The 23,359-nt window shown below is 45.9% G+C and carries 18 protein-coding genes and 1 riboswitch; of the genes, 1 reads left to right on the forward strand and 17 read right to left on the reverse strand.

What is annotated here, in order from left to right; translation table 11 throughout:
• Positions 1–394: 394 nt before the first annotated feature.
• The 10 genes from HQN88_RS17335 to HQN88_RS38420 form a co-directional block, all read right to left on the reverse strand.
• A complete protein-coding gene (locus tag HQN88_RS17335; protein WP_173114566.1) occupies positions 395–1,102 on the reverse strand; it encodes a FadR/GntR family transcriptional regulator in 708 nt (235 codons plus the stop codon).
• Positions 1,103–1,115: 13 nt separating this feature from the next.
• Positions 1,116–1,856, reverse strand: coding sequence for a LutC/YkgG family protein (locus HQN88_RS17340; protein WP_173114568.1), 741 nt, complete (start codon positions 1,854–1,856; stop codon positions 1,116–1,118).
• The gene (locus HQN88_RS17345; RefSeq protein WP_173114571.1) at positions 1,849–3,363 is read right to left on the reverse strand and encodes a LutB/LldF family L-lactate oxidation iron-sulfur protein; all 1,515 of its coding nucleotides are present in this window, start codon (positions 3,361–3,363) and stop codon (positions 1,849–1,851) included. The genes HQN88_RS17340 and HQN88_RS17345 overlap by 8 nt, the downstream gene beginning before the upstream one ends.
• Entirely contained in the window at positions 3,360–4,088 is a 729-nt protein-coding gene (locus HQN88_RS17350) for a (Fe-S)-binding protein (RefSeq protein WP_173114574.1), read from the reverse strand. The genes HQN88_RS17345 and HQN88_RS17350 overlap by 4 nt, the downstream gene beginning before the upstream one ends.
• Before the next feature lie 108 nt (positions 4,089–4,196).
• On the reverse strand, positions 4,197–4,379 hold the full coding sequence (locus tag HQN88_RS17355) for a DUF4177 domain-containing protein (RefSeq protein ID WP_173114577.1): 183 nt from the start codon (positions 4,377–4,379) through the stop codon (positions 4,197–4,199).
• Positions 4,380–4,405: 26 nt separating this feature from the next.
• Positions 4,406–5,230: a GGDEF domain-containing protein gene (locus tag HQN88_RS17360; protein WP_173114580.1), complete on the reverse strand. Its 825-nt coding sequence runs from the start codon at positions 5,228–5,230 to the stop codon at positions 4,406–4,408.
• 113 nt (positions 5,231–5,343) lie between these two features.
• Positions 5,344–5,973 (reverse strand): response regulator transcription factor, encoded by a 630-nt coding sequence (locus tag HQN88_RS17365; RefSeq protein ID WP_173114583.1) that lies wholly within the window; start codon positions 5,971–5,973, stop codon positions 5,344–5,346.
• A 3-nt stretch (positions 5,974–5,976) separates the two neighbouring features.
• Positions 5,977–7,206 (reverse strand): sensor histidine kinase, encoded by a 1,230-nt coding sequence (locus HQN88_RS17370; protein WP_173114586.1) that lies wholly within the window; start codon positions 7,204–7,206, stop codon positions 5,977–5,979.
• A 214-nt stretch (positions 7,207–7,420) separates the two neighbouring features.
• Complete coding sequence (locus HQN88_RS17375; protein WP_173114589.1) at positions 7,421–12,067, reverse strand: RCC1 domain-containing protein; 4,647 nt, start codon at positions 12,065–12,067, stop codon at positions 7,421–7,423.
• A 539-nt stretch (positions 12,068–12,606) separates the two neighbouring features.
• The gene (locus tag HQN88_RS38420) at positions 12,607–12,774 is read right to left on the reverse strand and encodes an ATP-binding protein (protein WP_337995198.1); all 168 of its coding nucleotides are present in this window, start codon (positions 12,772–12,774) and stop codon (positions 12,607–12,609) included.
• A 401-nt stretch (positions 12,775–13,175) separates the two neighbouring features.
• Here HQN88_RS38420 and HQN88_RS17380 point away from each other — a divergent pair, with 401 nt between their 5' ends.
• Positions 13,176–14,075: an AraC family transcriptional regulator gene (locus HQN88_RS17380; RefSeq protein WP_173114592.1), complete on the forward strand. Its 900-nt coding sequence runs from the start codon at positions 13,176–13,178 to the stop codon at positions 14,073–14,075.
• Here HQN88_RS17380 and HQN88_RS17385 read toward each other — a convergent pair.
• The 7 genes from HQN88_RS17385 to HQN88_RS17415 form a co-directional block, all read right to left on the reverse strand.
• Entirely contained in the window at positions 14,059–15,141 is a 1,083-nt protein-coding gene (locus HQN88_RS17385; protein ID WP_173114738.1) for a Gfo/Idh/MocA family protein, read from the reverse strand. The two genes, HQN88_RS17380 and HQN88_RS17385, sit on opposite strands and share 17 nt — an antisense overlap.
• Before the next feature lie 17 nt (positions 15,142–15,158).
• Positions 15,159–16,313, reverse strand: coding sequence for a Gfo/Idh/MocA family protein (locus HQN88_RS17390; RefSeq protein WP_173114594.1), 1,155 nt, complete (start codon positions 16,311–16,313; stop codon positions 15,159–15,161).
• A 246-nt stretch (positions 16,314–16,559) separates the two neighbouring features.
• Positions 16,560–17,048 (reverse strand): NUDIX domain-containing protein, encoded by a 489-nt coding sequence (locus HQN88_RS17395; RefSeq protein ID WP_173114597.1) that lies wholly within the window; start codon positions 17,046–17,048, stop codon positions 16,560–16,562.
• Positions 17,038–18,186, reverse strand: a complete 1,149-nt coding sequence (pabB, locus tag HQN88_RS17400; protein ID WP_173114599.1) for an aminodeoxychorismate synthase component I — start codon at positions 18,184–18,186, stop codon at positions 17,038–17,040. Before pabB ends, HQN88_RS17395 begins: the two co-directional genes overlap by 11 nt.
• Before the next feature lie 115 nt (positions 18,187–18,301).
• Positions 18,302–19,549 (reverse strand): serine hydroxymethyltransferase, encoded by a 1,248-nt coding sequence (glyA, locus tag HQN88_RS17405; protein ID WP_173114601.1) that lies wholly within the window; start codon positions 19,547–19,549, stop codon positions 18,302–18,304.
• 59 nt (positions 19,550–19,608) lie between these two features.
• Positions 19,609–21,897, reverse strand: coding sequence for a 5-methyltetrahydropteroyltriglutamate--homocysteine S-methyltransferase (gene metE, locus HQN88_RS17410; protein WP_173114603.1), 2,289 nt, complete (start codon positions 21,895–21,897; stop codon positions 19,609–19,611).
• A 101-nt stretch (positions 21,898–21,998) separates the two neighbouring features.
• A complete protein-coding gene (locus HQN88_RS17415) occupies positions 21,999–22,910 on the reverse strand; it encodes a LysR family transcriptional regulator (protein WP_173114606.1) in 912 nt (303 codons plus the stop codon).
• Between the two features lie 150 nt (positions 22,911–23,060).
• Positions 23,061–23,257, forward strand: a riboswitch (cobalamin riboswitch).
• The last annotated feature ends 102 nt before the right edge of the window (positions 23,258–23,359 follow it).

Here is a 23,359-nt window from a genome sequence, read left to right on the forward strand (position 1 = left end):
GAGTGGTTGGCGGCATTGGAGCCTCGCCTGGAATTAGTCGGTTTCATCGACTAATTCCACCTACAGGGCCTCTGATTCTCCCGAGTTAGTCGGTTTCATCGACTAACTCCTCCTGCAGGGCCTCTGGTTCTCCCGAGTTAGTCGGTTTCATCGACTAACTCCACCTGCAGGGCCTCTGATTCTTCCGAGTTAGTCGGTTTCATGGACTAACTCCTCCTGCAGGGCCTCTGCTTCTTCCGGGTTAGTCGGTTTCATCGACTAACTCGACCTACAGGGCCTCTGGTTCTCCCGAGTTAGTCGGTTTCATCGACTAATTCCACCTGCATGCCCACTCATATATGAAAAAAGAGGGCTTCCCATCACCTCATCGAGTTGTGGGAAGCCCTCTAGTTATTCATATATATTTGATTAAAATACTCTCCACATGCTCCAAATGCTCACGCATCGCCTCGGACGCCAGCACCGGATCTCCGCTGACGATTGCCTCATAGATGACTCTATGCTCCTTCAGAAGCTGGACCGCTACTTCCTGATTCGCATACAATTCCGCGCGTCGGATATCGCGAATCATCATTTCCATCGCGTTGCGGATGGAGTCAAAGGTTTGCTCCATTATGCTATTATGCGTCGCTTGAACGAGCAACTGATGAAATCCGAGGTCCGTTCTTTCCCCCTCTGAATCATTACCTACGGAGCTCCCCATGTCTTGCATGATGCGCTCCAGCTGCGCTAAATCCTCAACCGTTCGTTTCCGTGCAGCAATGGATGCGATCGAAATCTCCAGTGATTGCCGCACTTCCATGAGCTCCAGAAGCGTCGTGCGATTCATCCGCAGCGATGTCCACTCGGGCAAAGAAACCTCCGCCGGCGCCTGCCGGATAACACGGCAAGCACCGCCTTGCCGAATCTCAATGAGGCCCATCGCCTTCAAGGCGCTGAGGGCTTCCCGCATCGTGGAACGGCCGACGCCGAAGCGCTCGGAGAGCTCTTTGGTAGAAGGAAGCTTATCGCCCATCTTCAACTGACCCTGAATAATCATCTCTTTGATTTGCTGAGCGATCTCATCATAGTGATTCTGTTTCTGCAGCTTCGTAACTTCCATAGGAATACCTCTTCTATCCGATAAGTAGCACGTGCACAATCCCTGGACCGTGAACTCCGATTGTCAAATCGTTCTCAATATCCGCCGAACGGCTCGGACCTGAGATGAAGTGAATGCCGGCAGGTAGATCTTTCCTTGCTATCTGATCGAGTGGGGCGAGAATCTCGCCTAGTCTCGTTTTCAAACGCTCAATCGGCAACAGGACGATTAATGCTGTTGGGAGCAAGCTCACCGAGCGGCCCTTTTCTTTCGATGATAACACAGTTAGAGAGCCAGTGTAAGCCGCTGCATGATCCGCAAGGACAATTCCCATATCAGCGTTCGCTGCACTGGCCTTCCAGTTGGTGTCCTCATCGGTATTCCAGATCGAGAGGTCGACGTCTGGCAGAGCTTCGTCTAGTTCCAGCGCATATAATTCCGCTTGATCCTGATGGATAATTCGTTTGACACTTAACGTGCCCACGAGTTCTTGGATAGTTGCCTTCGCCGCTTCCATCGAAGGTACTCGGACGACGTGCCCGCCTGCGGCATGGAAGTTGGCCGTGAAGTTCTCAATGCGTTCTTCCGGGGACCAGTCGAACGCTTTCCAGCTATCCGAAGCGCCCTGGTAAGGATGCGCAGGCTTCTCCGTTACCCGGGCACGCCCCAACTTCTGGGCGATGCCTTGGATGAAACGCTCCTGCTCAGCCAGCGAGTGCTGGTCTAGCTTCGTTAATTTCTCCTGCCACTCTGGTGTTATGTCGCGTTTAGCCATGATGATGTCCTCCCTTTTTGCCTCGTGCAGCCAGTGCTTCCGCTAATCTTGCTTGAATAGCAGGATCGGCCTCTGTAAGCCCATGGCGAATTTCTTGCTCGAGTGTTTTCCAGCCATCTCGGAAGGATGCCTTCGGCAGACTTGGCGTCACGCGGTAGGAGTTCCACCCTTTGAGCGGTCCGACCTTGAGGCGAATGCCACCGTCGCGCACAACGAGCTTTTGGCCAATGCGGCCCAGCTTGAGCACGGCGTTCATACGCTTCGAATTCCCCATCAGCGCAGCAAAGCCCTTCATCCCCGCAGCCTCGATCTTATCCCCGTGGCCACTTTCGACCTTGCGGCGGCGCAGCGACACGAGCATGTCGTGCAGCGGAATCTTTACCGGGCATGCTTCATAGCAGGCACCGCAAAGACTTGAAGCATTGGCGATGTCATCCCATTCCGCCACGTTTTTCTTGAGCGCGGGCGTAAGCACCGCGCCGATTGGCCCACTATACGTGCCCCCGTAGGCATGACCGCCGATGTGGCGGTACACCGGGCACGCGTTCAAACAAGCACCGCAGCGGATGCAGTTAAGCAGCTCTTGGAACTCGGGATCGCCAAGTTGCTGCGAGCGCCCGTTATCGACGATGATGATATGCATCTCTTCCGGCCCATCCGCATCTGCGTCTCTTCTTGGACCTGTGATGCCGGACATGTATACGGTTAGCTTTTGCCCAGTTGCTGAACGTGGGAGCAAGGTCGCCATGACCTCAAGATCCGCCCACGTCGGGATAATACGCTCCATCCCCATGAGCGTGATTTGCGTCTTGGGCACCGTCGTGACCATGCGGGCGTTGCCTTCATTTTCGAACAAAACCATCGATCCGCTCTCCGCAATGGCAAAATTGCAGCCCGTCATTCCAATATCCGCTTCTAGGAATTTCTCTCTTAATTTCTTGCGAACATAGCCAGCCAGAATCGTCGTGTCGGGAGCCAACGTCTCCCCAGCATCTTTTGAAAGCAGGTCGGCAATTTGATATCTATTTTTATGAATCGCTGGAATGATAATATGGGACGGTGTTTCATCCGCCAACTGAATGATGTACTCACCTAGATCTGTCTCAATCGCTTCAACACCAATGGAGGCAAGCGCCTTGTTCAAATGCAGTTCCTCGGTCACCATCGACTTGGATTTGACGACCGTTTTGGCTTGTTTGGCAGCTGCGATTTCCAGGGAAATTTGAACAGCCTCGACATCCGTATCAGCAAAATGCACATGAACCCCATTCGCTCTCGCATTGTTCGCAAACGTCGTTAAGTAATAGTCCAAATGCGCGATCGTATGCAAGCGAATCTGTCTGCCGCGTTCGCGCCAATCGTCCCAATTGCCGTGATCAGCTGCTGCTTTCAATTTACCGCCGCGAAGGCGCTCCGTCGTAAACTTGACCGCTTTGCGCAGAAACTCGTCGTTCAATGCGAGGTCTGCCCGCTCCTTAACTGTTGACTTACTCGTCGTGTGACTCATGCTCGCTTCACCCCTTCATATAGCAGCTCAGCCAGATGCATCACCCTCACCGGCTCATTCCGATAGCGCAAATTGCCCGCAATATTCATCAAACAAGCCAAATCCAGACCGACCAGCACCTCAGCCTCGGTTTCCTTCACATGATCGACCTTCTCCTGCACCATCGCACCAGAGATATCGGCCATCTTCACTGCAAAAGTACCACCGAATCCACAGCAATCTTCTGCAAAAGGAAGCGGCACGAGCTCCAAATCTTTGACGCCTTGGAGTAGTGCAAGCGGCTCTGACTTCACGCCGAGCAGTCTGCTTCCGTGGCAGGACGGATGATACGTTACTTTATGTGGAAACACAGCGCCCAAGTCTTCGATGTTTAGCACATTGACAAGGAACTGTGTAAATTCATACGTTTTGTTCTGAAGCTGTGTAGCTTTCTCCAACCACTCCGGTTCATCCTTAAATAAATTCGGATAGTGATGAATCATATACGTGCATGAGCCCGATGGCGAAATCACAAAATCACTATCTTCAAATGCGGTAAGAATCGTCTTCGCAGTTGCGCGCGCCTCATCCCAGTAGCCGCTGTTGTAGGCAGGCTGACCGCAGCACGTTTGCACCGTCGGCAATTCTAATAGCACACCATAATGCCCGAGCAGACGTGCAATTGCCTCGCCAACCTTCGGATATAGTGCATCACTTAGACACGTAATAAATAAGGAAACCTTCATAAGGAGAAGCCCCACTTTCTTTCGTTAACTTATCAGGTTGTCAGACAAGTTGAGTGTATCATAAACCCCCTTGTCTTGAGAAGGGGGTTATTGCGGATAAGTGGCGCATTATTCAAGTTTCCGCTCAAAAATAATTTCATAAGCCATCGGTTTCCCATGACCGTTATAATTAGTTGGCAGCACCTGCACTAATCGCCATCCCTCTTGGGCGTGTTCATCAATGGTTTCGCGATGCTTCGCCGAACTGAAAAATCCACCGAGTGTCGTTTCGACATACTTGTATTCATACATGGTAATTCCTCCTCCCTGAGAAAGCCTCATACAGCGATTACAAGATTTCTGCCTTGTGATTTAGCAAGATATAAAGCTTTATCTGCCCGTTCTAGGAGATGCTCTAAAGGTTCGCTCTGTGAGTTGACAATTCCCATACTTACTGTGATATGAAATGAAGCAAAGTCGACATGAATTTCGCTCTCTTGAATTTGGACACGAATGTCGTTAGCCAATTCTACCCCCTCTTTAAGGGTCATATTAGGGAAAATAATAGCAAACTCTTCTCCGCCCAATCGAATGAGCACATCTGATGGCTTCAGATAGTTTTTAACGGTTCGAGTGACCTTTTGCAAAACAATATCACCCGTACTATGTCCATATGTATCATTTATCTTTTTAAAATAATCGATATCAAGTAGTGCCATGCAAAAAAAGAAATCCTCATCCTTGTGCGACTTTACCAATAATTCTTTGTGAAATGTCTCAAGATATCTACGGTTATATGTCTGTGTCAGATTATCTGTTACAGAAAGCATGCTTAGTTTACTTAAAGCTTCATTCAATCGAATATTATAATAGGTAAAAATAATGATGATTATCCATGCCACAATGGAAGTGGAAACTAGTCGTTGTAAAAAATCAATCGGAATGGCTCCATCAAATGCATAGTGTTGCGTTATGATTCGAATGACTGGCATGATCAGACTGCATGTATGACAGATTAACCATTGAGGGAATAACACCACGATGCCAAACATAGGCGGGAGAAATAGCATCCACAAACCAGAAAATGGGTACAAATAATTAATCATAAAAGCAATGAAGAAGGTCATAACTGTAAAAACATATATCCATTTACGTGTGAACATGCTCTCTCCTTGGGGGATACATGATGAATTAACGGCTATTATTTTATCATTTTGTTAATAAGTAAACTACTCCACTTTACAACTGAGTAGCCATATTCATCTATACAGGTACATCATCCCAATATCTTTAGTTCCGTAGCACGCTGTATCGCTTGTATCCGGCTATTAACATCTAGCTTTCTATACATATTCTTCATGTGTGACTTGACCGTTTCCGCCGTGATGTTCATCTGAGTGCCTATTTCCTTATTTGTCAGTCCTTCGGTCACTAATCGAAGAATTCTCATCTCTCGGTCCGTAAGCATCACATGTGGGTGTGGTGACACCTTCACCATTTTGGGTGTAGTAAAGCTCTCTATACTTGGCGTTGTGGATGAAACTTTTTGTCCCTTTCTAATTTTACCCCAAGTTTTGGATAACCTTTCCGCGGAAACGGGTTTCATCAAATAATCCAATGCATCCTTTTCAAAAGCTTGAACGGCGTAATGGTCGTATCCCGTTACGAAGACCACATGAATAGATGCGTGGAGATCAAATACTAGGTTTGCAAATCGCATACCATTGATACCCGGCATATTAATATCGAGAAAAATGATATCAATAGGGTTCATTTTTATAAACTCATACGCTTCCAACGGATTCATAAACACATGACAATCGTCTACTTCACCGCTCTCCATGAGTAACCCTTTCATACGTTTTAACGATAATTCTTCATCGTCCACGATAATAGCACGAAGCATGTTTTAACCTCCAATCGGCTTCAAAGGTTGTACGGGGATATCGAAGAAAACTTTGGTGCCTATACCTTCGGTGCTTTCAATGCGAATACGTTGCCCATAAAGAAGCTCAAGGCGCTGACTTAAGTTCCGTAACCCAATGCCAGCACCTTGTTTATCTACCTCCACATGCCATATTTGCTCCTGCGTGCTTGTCGACATACCACTCCCATTGTCTGTTACCGCAAAACGAACAACGTCATCCGCTTCTTTTTTAATCGATATCTTCACAGTTCCCCCTTGCAAGGTAGTCATTAAACCGTGCTTTATTGCATTTTCTACCAATGGTTGAAGACTAAGAGGCGGAATACACACATCTACTTGAGCATCCACGTCATATTCCACATCTAATCTAGTGCCAAAACGCGCCTTCTCAATATTTAAATAAGCTTTAATTAATTCCAGTTCACTTTCAATGGTTGTGAAGGTATCCATATGTTTAAAGTTAAAACTATTTTTTAGATATTGTGCAAGATCTAGCGTTAATGATTCCGCTTTCTGGGGCTCGTCGGTGCATAATGCGGCAATAGAATTCAAGGAGTTGTACAAGAAATGGGGGTTGATTTGGGAACGTAAAAAGGAGATTTCTGCGTCTTTTGCGGCTGTTTGCAGCTGCTGATTCTTTGAGAGTATTTCCTTAATCGTTTCGTTTAAAGAAGTGAATATCCAGACAGCCAATGTGGCGATACAGACATAGATAAGATTGATCAGGAGAATTTTAATGGATACACCTCTAATGATAGACCCCAAAGCTAAGCCTACAAGACAATAGGTGATGGAAAGAAGCAGCGCTAGCTGTATTCTTCTTTTTTTCTTACCAAGGAGGAAGGACTTCTGAGAGAAGAGAATAACTGGCATGCTAACAACAAGGGTTAAAATGGTCGTAAATAGGCCCAAATCCGTTCCTAAGTATAGTCGATATAAGATGATCGTAACGGATAAGAAAACCCCTGTCCGCCAACCCGCATACAGCGTCCCTAACAATAATGGAACAATTCGGATATCTAATCGAATATTATCCGTAATGTAAGCAGGAAAAGACATACATAGAACAATAGCAACCGCCAATAGCACAGCTTGAATCACTTTAATGTGCTGCCTATTACGCTCAGACTTCGCCGCAAAGAACGTTTGGAAAGTAAATACTAACGTTGCAATAAACGCGAATTGTAGTAGAAAGTCTTTAACTATGTTCATACTCGTTGGATCACCTTCTACCTCTAAGAGATACGTATTTTCTTCCGCCATTCGACAATGTTTTATTTAATTCGACATTTTATTCAAAATGCCTTCTCGTTTCGATTTGAGAACATAAGCGTCTCCTAATCGGCAAGAGGCTGCCATTCTAGTAAACGTTCTACTAGAATGGCAACCTCCCTTAATCTCATGCATAAAACTAGTATTACCTTTACTACACTGCATTCACGATCTCAATATCTGCTGATGGTGCCGATATGTTTCCTGCTGCATCGACTGCGTACACTACATAGGTGCCTGCAGACCCATTAAACATGTAAATATAGCCAGTTGCATTCGCTGCAGAAACAGCTCCTACCTTGTTTCCGGCGGCTGTTTTAATACTGTTCAGATCCGTTATGGTTTCTGACTTTAATACCATATACAGTTCAGCAATCTCATTGCTTGATGCCCTGACCTGTACAAAATTAGATAGAGCGATGCTAGTAGGTCCAACGATTGAAACGTTCGGAGCTGTTCGATCGATATTAAAGCGTATATATTGGTTTACATTTAAACTAGGGTTACTGAGCGATGTAGTGGTTATCTTCAACGTATAGCTGCCTTCTGCCGTTAAAGAAGTCCCCTTCGTATAGGCGATTTCACCCTGCCCGTTCGTATTTAATGTTGCTGTGCTGGATGTGTTCGGCGCATCTACCCAAATTGGGTTTAAAGATCCTGCATCTTTATAAAAGGCACCTTCCGTAACACCAGATACCGCTACTGCTAATGGTGTCATTGGATCATTAAATAGATTGAAGTTAGAAACCTTGCCTGGTGTATTACGACCGGAGACTTCCCCACTTCCGAGACGGCCATCCGAAGATGATCCCCATGTCCAAAGATCACCATTAGACTGTAACGCAACACCTGTGCTTCCTTCTCCACCAGTTATCGCGATCACATTGTTTAAGCTAGTTGTCATTAAGGTAGGTGTATTTCGGTTACCACCATCCGCATTTACACCTAAAGATGAATTTTCATTGTAACCCCAAGCATACATTCTGCCTTGGCCATCTATGGCAAAAGAATAGTAATTCCCAGCACCAATTTGCGTAATGTTAGATAAGTCTGTCACCTCATAAGGCACTAATTGGTTGTTTTGATCGGTTCCATTCCCAATTTGCCCCATCGTATTGAACCCCCACGTATAAACAGCGCCCGTTACACTTAACGCCACGGTATGTTGGTTCCCATTTTTGATATCAATGATCAAAGGTAGTCCTTCAACTTGAACTGGCACAGGTTTATCTACCCTAGTCCCATCACCAAGTTGTCCATTATCGTTAGTTCCCCAAGCCCAGACAGTTCCATCCGCTTTTAAGGCAATTCCTACGTCAGACCATTCACCTCGAACAGCAATTACATGATCTAAGCCCGGAACTTGAGCGGGAGTTCCATATGCAGGAAATTTCCACACAGTACCATCGCTTTTCAAAGCAAAAATATTGGTTCCTTCTGCAGAAATAGAAACGACATGGTCAATGCCAGCAATTATTTTAGGACTAGTTAAATCATAGTAGCCCCATTTCCAAATATGGCCGTCAGCTGTTACGACCGCCGTGTATCCTTCACCCGCTTGTACGCCAATGATGTTAGCAGGCAGGTTTGGCACTGCAAATATTTGTGTTCGAGGTTTCGTCGTACCGTCTCCAATTTGCCCACCATAGTTACCACCCCACGTATAGACTTGACCATTTGTCGCTAGCGTGGCGATATGTGCTTGGCTTTCCGAAATCCGATTTGTTGGCAAAATTGCAATCGGTTGGACGAGATAACTCGCTCCCGCCGAATAGACGCCCGAACTTCCAGATTGATTTGCGGATTTTACTTTTATCGTGTGCGTGCCCACTGTTAATGAATCAATTGCAAGCGTGAGCGTTGTTTGTGTAGCCTGACCGGAACCAATCTCAGTCGTGCCATCTGTATCGTAGACCGTGATTTGATTACCAACCACTACATTTGCAATCGTGATCATCGGCATATAGTTAGATAGACTGCCATCTAACGTAAACGTAGGAATGGGAACAATAATAGCACTTTGATAACTACTAGTTGCTATCGCTAGTGCTGAAATAGCGTTATCTACCTCTTCCTGTGTTGCACTAGATGCTGCGTGAACGGCTGATGCTCCAGCGATAGCAAGATTATAGGCATCGTACGCTTCTTGCGAAACGTTCCCTACTTGACTGCCAATTGAATGAGTACCCAGCAATGTGGTTGCCTCACCGATAGCTGAAGTTAAATCACTTTTATCAGCCGGCGGCACTTCATTCGCATCATTGACTTCATCAATCATCGACTCAATCTCTTCGGCTGTATCTAGATCACCTGTCGCCGCAGCGAGAATAGCATCACGATAAAAAGCTAAATTAATAGCAATAGCCGTATTTCTTCCAGTTGCCGTATTTAAAACATCAATCAAATTAATATCTTCCCCATGGTAAGCTTCAATTGTTGCAATAGCCTCTGCTTGTGCCACTGCATTATCAGCCAATCTCCGCACTTGAACAGAGTAAATATCATAATAAGACCGATCTGCATAATTCACATAAACTTGTACTTCATTTGATCCTACTTCTAACTGCTTCGTATCATTTTCATAATTTAAATGGATAGACGCACCAGGATTCATTGGTGTAGCAGTTATTGTTGTACTCGTTACGTTAAACGGTACAGTTGCCTTATAACCCGTAATATCTGGTGAAAATGCCACGCTAAAAGTTACATCACTTAAGTGTAGCGCAAGTAATCGCCCATCTTTCTCTGTTGTATCCTTTAGAACAGTTATATTGAAATCTTTCGTCTGCGGTGTTCCGCTAGATTTGGTGATCGTTGCAGTCAAATGAACGACACTGTTACCATCCGTATAAGCAGGACGTGTGACAACGCCAGTATTGGAAAGAACATCCGTGTTACTTGAACTCCAGGCAATCGTAGTACCATTTGCCCCCGATGTAGCTAAGGTTAGGTCTGTTATTACCATAGTTAACGCTGTGTTTGCATTGCGGATTGTATCTGCGTTAAGCAGCGTCACAGCTGAGGAAATGGCGTCATCTGCCGCTTGCTCTTGCTTTGTTACCGTGATTTCAAACAGTTTCGTTTGCGCCGTTCCGCCGGATTTGGTGATGTTCGCGGTCAAATGAACTAAGGCATCTACATCTGTAAAAGCAGGACGTGTAACAACGCCAGTATTGGAAAGAGCATCCGTGTTATCTGAACTCCAGGCAATCGTTGTGCCATTTGCTCCCGTTGTAGCTAAGGTTAGGTCTGTTATTACCGCAGTTAACACTGTGTTTGAATTTCGAATTGTATCTGCTGTAAGCAAAGTCTTAGCTGCCGAAATCGCCTCATCAGCAGTTAAACCTGGCGTTGGCGTTGGCGTTGGTGCTGGTGTTGATGTCGGTGCCGGTGTTGACGTTGGTGCTGGTGTTGATGTCGGTGCTGGTGTTGACGTCGGTGCCGGTGTTGACGTTGGTGCCGGTGTTGACGTTGGTGCCGGTGTTGACGTTGGTGCAGGCGTTGATGTATCGGTTTTGGTTGGAGGTGTCTCGAACGTAGAACCACCTATATTCATCGTTGCTACAACAATCGTACCTTTACCTAGCATCTTAATAACAGCATCTAGGACAAGGTCATTGATTTTCGCACCACTGTTAAGGTTAAGTACCATCCCTGTTGATGTCGATTTTGCATTCATTTTCTCAATCGAACCCTCGGGCATATCAATTTGTAGTTGCTGTGAGCTCACATTTACCGTATTAAAGGAACCAGCCAAAGTCACCTTGGAGCCAGCTGAAAGTGATGAGCTAATGTTGACATTGCCAAACCCACCGCCTGTTGAGTTGGTCTCTTTAAGAATAGCTGGGGAATTGACACTTACTAAAGCAATTGTTGTTGTTCCTTCGGAGACGATACGAACTGTACCTGTACCAGACTTCTTATCAATGATAATGTCTACAAGTACTGAGTTATCAAAGTGAATACTATTCTCGCCACCGCCTTGAACAGTAACTTTACCTGTAACCTTAACATTCTCAAGGAACGCATCGCCATTGCCAATACCTTCTGCCAATAGTAAATCACCATGAATGACCATATTCCGAAGTGTGACACCGGCTACATTCACGATTACATTTTTATTAATCGTTTCTACACCCGTTTCCGGACCGTACGTACCTGCTGATTGATAGGACACCGTTTGTGTTGCTTGAGCACGATCTAATGTAACAACCGCCTCTGCGCGAGTAATAGGTGCCTCTGGTTTAAAGCTATGATCCGCTTCATACCCCGTCATGATTTGTGAAGCGACAACCTTATCAATGGCGTCCTTGCTCCAGCTTGCGATCTGACTATTATCTAAAAAGGTAGCTGCAGAAGCGGTTACATCTAACTTTAATAATCGGCTTACAATTACCGCCACTTCTTGACGACTAATTGGTTTATTAATACCAACTGTTCCATCTGCATAACCACTGATATAGCCAGCTTTAACAGCTTTGGCTACTTCGGCATGCGCCCAATGATCTGATGGCACATCGCGGAATGCGATATCCGTTGTTTCTATAAGTCCAAATGAGCGATTGATTAATGTAATAAATTCGGCTCTAGTAATTTGGTTATCTGGCTTAAAGTTACCGTCATCATACCCTTTAATGAACCCTTTATCGATCCATGCAGAAATAGGACTTGCTGCCCAGTGCCCCTGAATATCTGATGATTTCCCCGTTGTAGTCGCCCCAAATGCAACACCAACTGACGAAAATAATAGGCATGCCATAACGAGTATGGACAGCACTTTTTTGACTAATATATTCCTCATCATTTTCCCCCTATACTTTGAATAGCTACTTACTATATGAGCAGCTACATTTCAACGACATAATTCGTATCGGAATAACTATATTCCTAATTTTTCGACAAAAAAATCCCCCATTCGGGGGAGAAATATGTATAAATTACGTCCGATTAGGACAAACAAAAACCCATAATTAAACCTAGGGGAACTGAGCTAAATTTCATTAAACCCACTCCTAATGCTATTCCCTTAATACAGGTAATGGAATTGTGAAAGTAGTCCCCCTGACAACCTTGCTAGCCAGCTGAATCATTCCTTCATGACTTTCAATGATTTGAAAGCAAACCATTAGACTGATACCATTTCTTGCAAGAACGATGCACCCACTATGATTCATCGTGTCAATTGCGTTTTTTCGCTTGTTGAAGCAACTCAATCAGCATCCCAGCTCAAGCTGCGGAGCAATGTTTCGAGCACCAGAGAAACGCCTAACCCCAAAGCCCAGAATATTTAAGTTCTGGAGCGCAACAAAAACAGCCGATCCACAAATCGGCTGTCCAACGCTAACCCCTCCGCTGCAGCACTGGGAAACGAAGCATCATCTTCGTTCCCTGCCCCAGCACGCTAGCCGGGGTAATCTCACCGCCGTGCCTCTCCACGATCCACTTCGCGATCGCGAGGTCGAGGCCCGTACGTCCCGCACGACAAAATAAGCCCATGACGGATGTCATGGACTTATTACGCGATATCTGAATACCACAATTCCCTCAGCCACCAGAGCTCAAAAGGGAACGTCAGTGCGCTATTTAGTCTCGAAAGCATGGTTTAACGCATGAAGAGGAACATCAGTGCACTATTTCTGCTTTTTGCGGGGGATTTCCTCCCCAAGTAGCAGAATAGCGGACCCTGGTTCCCTTCGCGATCCCAAACACCCTAAAATCACGAAATAGTGTATCCTGGTTCCCCTCCCTCACATTGTGCACATAAAAAAGCTCCCAAACCCAGCTACACTCATGGATTTGAGAGCTTTCTAATCATTGTTCGCCTTGCCGATTCAATCCTCATTCCTGTATACTTTGGCTGTAACGAACACCTGCAATTCATCCTACTTGTTGGAGAGGAAGTGACCCTGATGTCCTATGTTCAAAGTATCGGTTTGAACGTTATCCCGCTTTATTTTACCTATCGGCGACAAACCATTGGAACCGAACAGTATCAGGGTACATTCCACGCTCATCAAGGCATTGAAATCCTGATCATTCACGAAGGTCATGGCACGCTTATTGTTGATCAGAAGAGCTATGAAGTGACTTCAGGTATGCTATGTGTCTTTCAACCATATCAGTTGCACCATATTCAGATGGATCCAGAGAAGCCATTCGTGCGTTCTATCGTTCATTTTGAGCCGTTCCTATATGAGGACTACTTCAAGCATTGGCCGAAATTATTGGCTTTTTTCAAGCATATTCATACAAGCAAGCTGCATGCGCCCTGCATGTACGGGCTCAGTGAGAGCGAGCTGTTTCATTCGCTTTTCCAAAGCTTAGAGAGAAAGCTGCCTTCTATAGACAAACAAGATGAGCTCGAGGAGTACTCTCTCTTCCTCGTAGCTTTCTTCCGCAGCTTCATGCCACTGTGGGAGCAGCGCGATGGCCAGAGCCATGCCGGTTCAACACGCAAATCTCATCAAGCCGAGCGCATCCTTAGTTGGCTGGAGGAGCATTATACCGAGCCGCTGCGATTGGAGACGATGTCAGCAGACCTGCACCTGTCTCCCTACCACTTGTCCCATTTGTTCACCGAATGCACCGGTATCAGCATTTCCGACTATGTGACCGCTCGGCGGTTGCAGCAAGCCGTGAAGCTGCTGACGTCAACCGATCAGGCTGTCTCTCGTATTGGCGAGGCGATTGGTGTAACGAATTGCTCTTATTTTTGCAAAATGTTCAAAAGCCACATCGGCCTGACACCGCACCAATATCGCAAGCAACTCCAGAAGCGTCACGATGCATCGCTTACTCGGCAGTCGTAATAATCATCGCATCGCGCTGTGCAATAAGGCACAATTCTGCTGCTTTGAACGTATGCTCCTGCGTCATCGCCACTTCTGTGCGGTTTAAGCAATCCAGGATCAGCTGGCCGAAGTATGGGAAACCGACTTGACCACTAACAGCGAAATGCTGCTCCCCATCCTTGTTCACAAGGTACACATGATTACTCGTCTGCTCTCTGGCAATATCGACATATTTGCGAAGCTCAATATACCCCTCGCTCCCTAGAATCGTCATGCGGCCATCGCCCCATGTACTTAATCCATCTGGCGTCATCCAGTCGACCCGGAAATAACCGGTTGCTCCATTGTCCCCGACCAAAGTCGCATCGCCGAAATCCTCGAAATTCGGATACTGCGGATAATTGTAATTCGCTACTTTACTGTGTACAACCTTGGCATCTTTTGCCCCTGTAAAATATAGGAACTGCTCAATCTGATGGCTTCCGATATCGCACAGAATCCCGCCGAATTTCTCCTTCTCAAAAAACCAATCCGGTCGACTCGACAAACTAATGCGATGCGGCCCTAGTCCAATGACTTGATGGACACGACCGATTGCACCCTGCTCAATTAATTGCCCCGCGTAGATGGCACTTTCGACATGCAGACGCTCGCTGTAATAGACCGCATATTTCTGCCCTGTTTCAGCTACCTTCGCCTTCGCCGCTTCCAGCTGCTCTAATGTCGTAAACGGTGCTTTATCGGTGAAATAATCCTTACCGCTATCCATGACGCGCAGCCCTAGAGGACCGCGATCACTTGGAATCGCCGCAGCCGCAACAAGCTTTACTTCGGCATCTCCAAGAATCTCCTCCAACGAACTTGCCACGCGAACACCTGGGTATGTGCTCAGGAATTTATCTACTTTGGCTGGATCTGGGTCATATACCCATTTCAATTCTCCGCCCGCTTCCCGCAGCCCATTACACATCCCATAAATATGCCCATGATCCAGCGCCGCAGCTGCGAAAACAAATTCTCCCGGCTGACAAACCGTATTAAAACTGCCTTGAGGTGCGTAATTCATGCCATCGCTTTTCTGCATTTTCATCAAGTCTCCTCTTATTTAAATGAACTACCTGTTGTAATCGTTTGTGGTGCAAAATTTTCAATCGACGTATTCTTCTCATAAAAATGGGTCGCATTGGCTTGCACGCCGCTTCTCGTATAGAAGGCATCTTCCGCTCCTAGCGGGAATTTCACAAGCTCACCCGTGCTCGCTGATTTGTAAATACCCGTAATGAGCTCCAACGTTTGACGCCCGCTAATCCCATCAATCAGCACAGGTGTGCCGGTTTCAATCGCCGTTAACACATTGTCGATCTGACCGACATGCCCCTCATAGATCACCTCTGGCAACCCATCATACAAAGCTTGCAGCTCCTCCTCCAGCTCCGTATTCGGCTCTGGAAAACCATTCGACGTCGAGTTCGACGCCTTCACTTTCCATGGCGCAGACACACGTGCCTTCGCTCCTTGGAAAATCAACTGCTGCTCCTCGCCATGATGCACGACCGAGCTCGTGATCTGTCCTAACGATCCGTTCGCGAAGCGCAGCATCCCGATCGAGAGGTCTTCGACCTCCGCGTTATCATGCGACACATTGCTCATGAACGCTTGCACTTCCGTCGGGCTGCCCATCATCCAGAGCAGGGCGTCGATATGATGCACGGCATGATTCAGCGTTGGGCCGCCGCCTTCCTTCTCCCACGTGCCGCGCCACCACAGGTCATAGTAACAATGGCCGCGCCACCAGAAAGAATCCACCTGCGTGTGGACGATGTTGCCCATGAGGCCGCTTTCCAGCACCGATTTCATTTTCATCATCGGCGTTTTGAAGCGATTCTGAGCCACGACAGATAGTATCTTTCCTGTCCGTTGCGCAGCCTCATTCATCAGATCGCATTCCTCAAGCGAGGAAGCCATTGGCTTCTCCACCATCACATGCGAACCTGCTTCTAGAAACTCTACCGTCAATGAAGCGTGCGTATACGGTGGCGTACAGATGGACACGAGATCAATATCCGCTTCCAGCAACTCTTTATAATCCTTCACAGCCCTCGCATTTTTCAGCTCAAACTGATCAATGCGTTCCTGCGCTTTATCCTCATAAATATCGCTAATCGCGACAATCGTGCAACGCTCTGGAAATTGTAAATACGCTTCAATATGCGCCTTCGAAATCGCACCAGCACCAATGATTGCTACCTTCAGCATCCACTTCATCTCCTTGCTTTTTGTTGTTCCAAGCATACCAAGAATACGGTTACAAAAGTGACACTATCTTGTGAAAAAATACCGTTACTTTGCGGTTTACATCTCCAATTACCTTACAACGATTCCTTCAACTTTTAAACAAGGCTGCTCTTGAACGCCAAATCAATAACATGTAAAGGAGCAGTCCTCTGGACTGCTCCTTATTTGTCACATACCCGTAATTAGGAAGTCTAATCAGGTAAATGATTAGCAATGGGCAAAGCTATGCTCCTTAATCCATTCGGAAACAATCAAATAGACATTGTCTTTCAGTAAGGGACTAAATGTCGGATCATTCATAATCTCAAGCTGATTCGGAATTGTATCTACCAGCATGACACCATTCGTTTCAAATCCACCCGGCAACTCCCTAAGAATACTAACATTTGAAATATATACATTTTTCACAAACGCAAGACTGTCATTTTCAAAAATTAAATACTGTCCAATCCTTTCAATGGAAGCGAGTTCTCCCCCTGTCTCTTCATACATCTCCCTCATAACCGTTTGTATAACAGTCTCGCCTACCTCCCTAGTTCCTCCTGGTAATTCCCAACCGCGAGAATGATGTCTAGCAAGAACCAATTTACCTTGATAGAAGGCAAAAATCAGGACACAGTTGGCTTCTTCAATCAGACATTCTTTTGATAATACGATATGTTGATTTGGCAAAGCACCAGAGAACTCATAAGTCATTATGATCACCAACCCGCTTCTTATCAATCCGTTCATTCCGTTCATTCCGATAAGTCAACACACTAGATTTCGTTCTCATCTCTTCATACTCATCCTCAGCGGTAGAATCGGCGATAATCCCTCCTCCTACTCCATACTCGGCCAATTGCGTATACGTATCCACAAGAACTGTACGGATAGCTACGTTAAATGTAATGCCTTCACCAGGCACAGCAAGCCCAATAGCCCCACAATAAATGTGACGTGGCTCCTTTTCTAAAGATGATATAATTTCCATGGTGGACATTTTAGGGGCTCCGGTTATTGACCCACAGGGGAACATGGCTTGGAAAACATCGAATAGATTGACCCCGGGCTTTGTATTCGCTTCTACGGTAGAGGTCATTTGGAACAGGGTAGGATATTCCTCGATTTCAAATAGCTTTGGAACTTTAACGGTACCTGTCTTGGCGATCCGGCCTAAATCATTCCGAAGTAGATCCACAATCATTACGTTCTCAGTCCGGTTTTTTTCAGATTCGAACAAGGCTTCTTTGCTCTCCGATTTGGGTAAAGTACCTTTCATCGGCTTTGTACGAATAACATCCCCATCCCAGTGAAAGAACAGTTCGGGTGAAACAGACAGGATTCGATATCTCCCCAGATTTAAATAGGCAGAATAATTAGCTTGCTGGACTTCCCTCAAATCTTCGTAATAGCCAAAATCATCTCCGCTAAAATGTGCCTGCAGGCGCGTTGAATAATTGACCTGGTACGTCTCACCTCGAGCAATCGCTTCATGAATCCGTTCAATGTTGTCGTCATACTCTACACGGCCAGTGCCTGAACGCCAGTCAGATACAGAATAGTCCCCCTTCTCACTTATAACATCTTCTTCCACTGGTTTATCGTAGACACCGAACCACAATAAGGGAAATTCCGGGTTAGGCTTACAAACACTGAGTCGATTCTCGAAAGCAGGTGCACACTCATACGAGACATACCCAACCACATAGAACTGCTCAGCGATAGCCTCTTGTACGTTCTCGAATATTCCTTTAATGTCTTCCAATTTATGAGTCTGCCAAACTTGAAGAGGTTTCTCAAATTTCAATCTTTTCTGATTAAAATCAACGATAAGGTTGGGTGTTTGTTCCATAAGATACACTCCGCTTTCTGGGTTGTTGAGGAATCACGCCCCGAAATAAAAAAAGTATTTGATCCAAAGATCAAATACTGTGCCCATACGATAGGGCAATATTGTACGTGCAAATTTAATAGCTTAAGCCTGGATAAAGCGGGAATTGCGCAGTTAGATCTTTTACCATGCCTCGCACTTGTTCATGCACAGCTGTGTCCGATGGATTTTTCAATGTTAAAGCGACGATTCTAGCAATGGTTTTCATAGCTGCCTGATCCATACCTCTGGCGGTAACAGACGGTGTACCGATACGAACTCCGCTTGTAATCATCGGCTTAGCAGGGTCAAAAGGAATCGCATTTTTATTTACCGTTACACCTACTTCATCCAACAAGTGTTCGGCTTCCTTACCGCTGATATTCAGGCTGCGAAGGTCGATGAGCATCAGATGGTTATCCGTACCTCCGGACACAAGATCAACACCTTCAGCCAGAAGCGCTTCTGATAATGTTTTGGCGTTCGTTACAACATGTTGAGCATACGTTTTAAAAGCAGGTTCGAGCGCTTCGCCGAAAGCTACAGCTTTCGCAGCAATGATATGCATCAATGGTCCGCCCTGCGTACCAGGGAACACCGCTTTGTCAATCGCTGCCGCCCAAGGCTTGCGGCAAAGGATCATACCGCCGCGGGGGCCGCGAAGCGTTTTATGTGTAGTCGTCGTAACAAAATGCGCGTGTGGCACTGGGCTCGGATGTAAGCCTGCTGCAACAAGTCCGGCGATATGCGCCATGTCCACGAAGAACAACGCGCCCACATCATTCGCGATAGATGCCAAAGCTTCAAAATCGATCGTGCGCGGATATGCGCTGGCACCAGCCACGATCATACGTGGCTTATGCTTGAATGCTAACTTACGCACCTCGTTGTAATCAATATGCGAATCGCTTTCACTAACTCCATAAGGAACAAAGTTATATAATATGCCGGAAGCATTAACAGGGCTGCCATGCGTCAAGTGACCACCGTGCGCTAGGTTCATACCAAGAACTGTATCCCCTGGTTGAAGAGCAGCTAGATATACAGCCATGTTAGCCTGTGCGCCGGAATGTGGCTGCACATTAACGTGCTCAGCGCCAAATAGTTCTTTGGCACGATCACGCGCGATGTCTTCAACGATATCGACATGCTCGCAACCACCGTAATAACGTTTACCTGGGTAGCCTTCGGCATATTTATTCGTCAAAACCGTTCCCATCGCTTGCAACACAGCTTCACTTACGAAGTTTTCAGAAGCGATCAACTCGATTTTGTCGCGTTGACGGCCAAGCTCCAGATTCATCGCTTCAACAATTTTAGGATCTTGTTTACGTAATTGCTCCACTTTAGCTAACTCCTTAGAATCGATTTGTTGGTCATTGGTTCCAATACGTCTCAAACGATCTAGATGAGAGCAGCATGCTTGTCACGTGCGATTTTCGTTGCATCCACCATGTTGCGCAAGGAAGCAACCGTCTCTTCGAGTCCGCGCGTTTTCAGACCGCAATCCGGATTAATCCAGAATAGCTTAGGATCCAACACACGCAGGGCGCGTTCGATCATGCCCGTCATTTCCTCTACACTTGGCACGCGTGGACTGTGAATATCGTATACTCCCAAACCAATGCCTAGCTTGTAGGTATTCAACTCGAAGCTATGAATTAATTCACCGTGGCTGCGTGATGTTTCGATTGAAATAACGTCGGCGTCCATGGCCTCGATCGAATCAATCATGTCATGAAATTCGCAATAGCACATATGCGTATGAATTTGTGTTGTGTCTTGTACGGTGCATGTGGCGATGCGGAAAGCTTTAACTGCCCATGCCAAGTAACCGGCATGTTCCTCTTCTTTCAGCGGCAGTCCTTCACGAACAGCAGGCTCGTCAACTTGAATCATGCCAATGCCAGCACTCTCAAGTGCCTCTACTTCTTGTCTAAGCGCATAGGCAAGTTGGTAGGCGATATCCTCGCGTGGGATGTCGTCGCGGACAAATGACCAGTTCATAATCGTAATAGGTCCGGTCAGCATGCCTTTTACTGGGCGGCTAGTGCGTGACTGTGCATATTTGGTTTCTTCGACCGTCATTTCACCCGTGAAAGCTACATCCCCGAATATCACCGGCGGTTTCACGCAACGGGAACCGTACGATTGCACCCAACCGTTTTGCGTAAATGCAAAGCCTGCAAGTTTTTCACCAAAAAACTCGACCATATCCGTACGCTCAAATTCCCCGTGCACAAGCACGTCCAATTCGATTTCCTCTTGAAGCTTAATCCAGATATCGATTTGCTGACGGATAAATGCAGCATATTGCTCATTGTTCCACTCGCCTTTACGCCATAATTGGCGCGCCTTACGAACTTCTGCAGACTGTGGGAAACTCCCAATCGTCGTTGTAGGGAACAGTGGCAATTGCCATTTCGCTTGTTGTGCAACATGACGCTGGGCAAACGGACGGGAACGTTCAGGCTGCTGAACACGAAGGTCTACAACCTTCTGCCCAATATCGTCGCGACTGCGCGCCTCCGACTCTTGAAGTGCTTGCAGTGCACGATCACATGCTTCCAATTCCTCGGCAATCTCTGCACGGCCTGATAATACGGCTTTCGCAAGAAGAACAAGTTCAGTCAATTTTTCATCCGCGTAAGCAAGAGCCTCTTTTAATACCGGCTCCAGCTTCGTCTCCCGTTCTGTCGATACAGGAACGTGGAGCAAACTGCTCGACGATTGTACGATGAGTCGTTCCGCCGGTACAAGTGCAGTAATCTCTTCCAGCAATGCCAGCTTCTCACGAAGGGAGGCTTTCCAAATTCCGCGTCCATCGATGACACCTGCACCTAATACTTTGTCTGCCGGGAATCCGAAGGTTTTTAATGCTTCCAGGTTTCCTTGAAGGCCATGAACGAAGTCTAGACCAATTGCTTGTACTGGCAACGAAATAATGTCAGCGTAGCGATCAACCGACTCAAAATACGTTTGCAACACAATGTTCAAGCCAGGTACAGCTTCAGTAAACGTTTCATAGATGGTTTTCAGTCTAGCAACATCGGCATCGCTCAACTTCGTGACGAGAATTGGCTCATCAATTTGTACCCATTGAACGCCTTCTTCAGCAAGCTCTTTAAGAATTTGTACATATAACGGAAGCAATGTATGCAACCAAGTGTCGAACTCCGATGCGCTATAGCCTTTGGATAGCTTTAAGAACGTTAAAGGACCAACGATGACGGGCTTTCCTTCAATGCCTAGCTTTTCTTTAGCTTCTCGGTAAGCTATTAAAGGCTTGTTCTCCGTAATAACCGGGGATGCTCCAGACAGTTCAGGCACGATATAGTGATAGTTAGTGTTAAACCACTTCGTCATTTCACTTGCTGTAGCATTCTTCGTTCCTCGGGCAACTCCGTAATAAACGGACAAGGGCACTGCGCCCCCCTCAAAAGCAAAACGTTCAGGAATAATGCCAAACATAGCAGCTGTATCAAGGATATGATCATAATAGCTGAAATCGTTAACCGGAATAAGATCAATGCCTTTTTCCTTCTGCTTGCGCAAGTGATTTAAACGAATCTCTTGCAGTTGTAACTCAAACTCTGACTCTTCAAGCTTGCCTGCCCAGAAGGCTTCAAGCGCTTTCTTCCATTCCCTGTCAGCACCAATACGCGGATATCCCAAACTACTACTTCTTACCATCTGACAAAACCCCTCTGCAATTTGTTATACAAAAGATACCATGCAGAAGAAGTTATAGCGTAACTGGAATAATGTATATCTAGATATAGTTAAAAGCTATATTAGAATGCCATAGGGGCAATAGCTTGTTGGAGTGCTTCAACATAAGCTGTTCCAAGCTTGGATAGCGATATATGGCTATGTGAAATCCAACCCACATTAATGGTTTCATCACAATCCAGCGGTACAGGAATAATCTCATTGCCGTTCAAATCTGAGCTTAAGACTCCAGTCGATATGGTATAACCGTTCAAACCAATCAATAAATTAAAAAGCGTCGCCCGGTCATTCACGCGGATGCTCTTCTGATGCGACATCGTACTGAGGATTTCTTCGGCAAAATGAAAGGAATTGTACTCCCCTTGATCAAAAGACAAATATGGATAGTTTTGAAGTTGGTCAATCGTCACGATGGATTGCTTGGCGAGGGGGTTTTTAATGCTGATAAATATATGCGGTTTGGCGATAAATAAACTGTTGAACTGCAGATTCGCGCTTTTAAGCAGTTTATTTATAACCTTACTGTTAAACTCATTTAAGTATAAGATGCCAATCTCGCTGCGCAAATTTTTGACATCTTCTATAATTTCATACGTTTTGGTTTCACGTAATGCTAGCTCATATTCATCCTGACCATATTCCGAAACCAGACTTACGAACGCATTTACTGCAAAAGCATAATGCTGAGTCGACACAGAAAAATGCTGCGAAGAAGGCTTAGCATTGAGGTATCGACTTTCTAATAACTCTGCTTGCTCGACGACTTGGCGCGCATAACTTAGGAATTCAACACCTTCCTTCGAAAGTGATATCCCTTTATTGGATCTATCAAAGATGGAGATTTGGATTTCTTCTTCCAGATCTCGAATCGCATTTGAAAGGCTTGGTTGGGAAATAAACAGCCTTTTGGCAGCCTCATTAATTGATCCACGGTTCGCGACCTCGATCACATATTTTAATTGTTGTAACGTCATGGCTTTGTCCCTCCCACTGTAATCCGAATCAGTAGCTGTTTTAATTTTGAATATTGTAACACATATTGTGTGAATTGCCTTAGCTCGGAGGTCATTTGCTAGTAAACTTCCATAGACAAACAATTCAACTATATATATGATTAAACTAATTAAATAATTGAAAGTTAAGGTGCATGCTTACGATAAGTAGGTAATGCTTAATTGGGAAGTCTGGTGAAATTCCAGCACGGTCCCGCCACTGTAAATGACGAGCGACTCTATGATTTGCCACTGGTGAAGCTATACCGGGAAGGTTAGAGAAGCGTTGACGCATGAGTCAGGAGACCAGCCTTAATGTGTATTCACAAACTCTACGGACGATAGAGGGGGTGCTTTTTTCGTTGTCTACGACCCATATTGACATCACAGCCCTTGATTTTTCAATTCAAGGGCTTTTTTGTATGCTCACC

Source organism: Paenibacillus qinlingensis (assembly GCF_013204845.1).
GTDB classification, from domain to species: domain Bacteria; phylum Bacillota; class Bacilli; order Paenibacillales; family NBRC-103111; genus Paenibacillus_E; species Paenibacillus_E qinlingensis.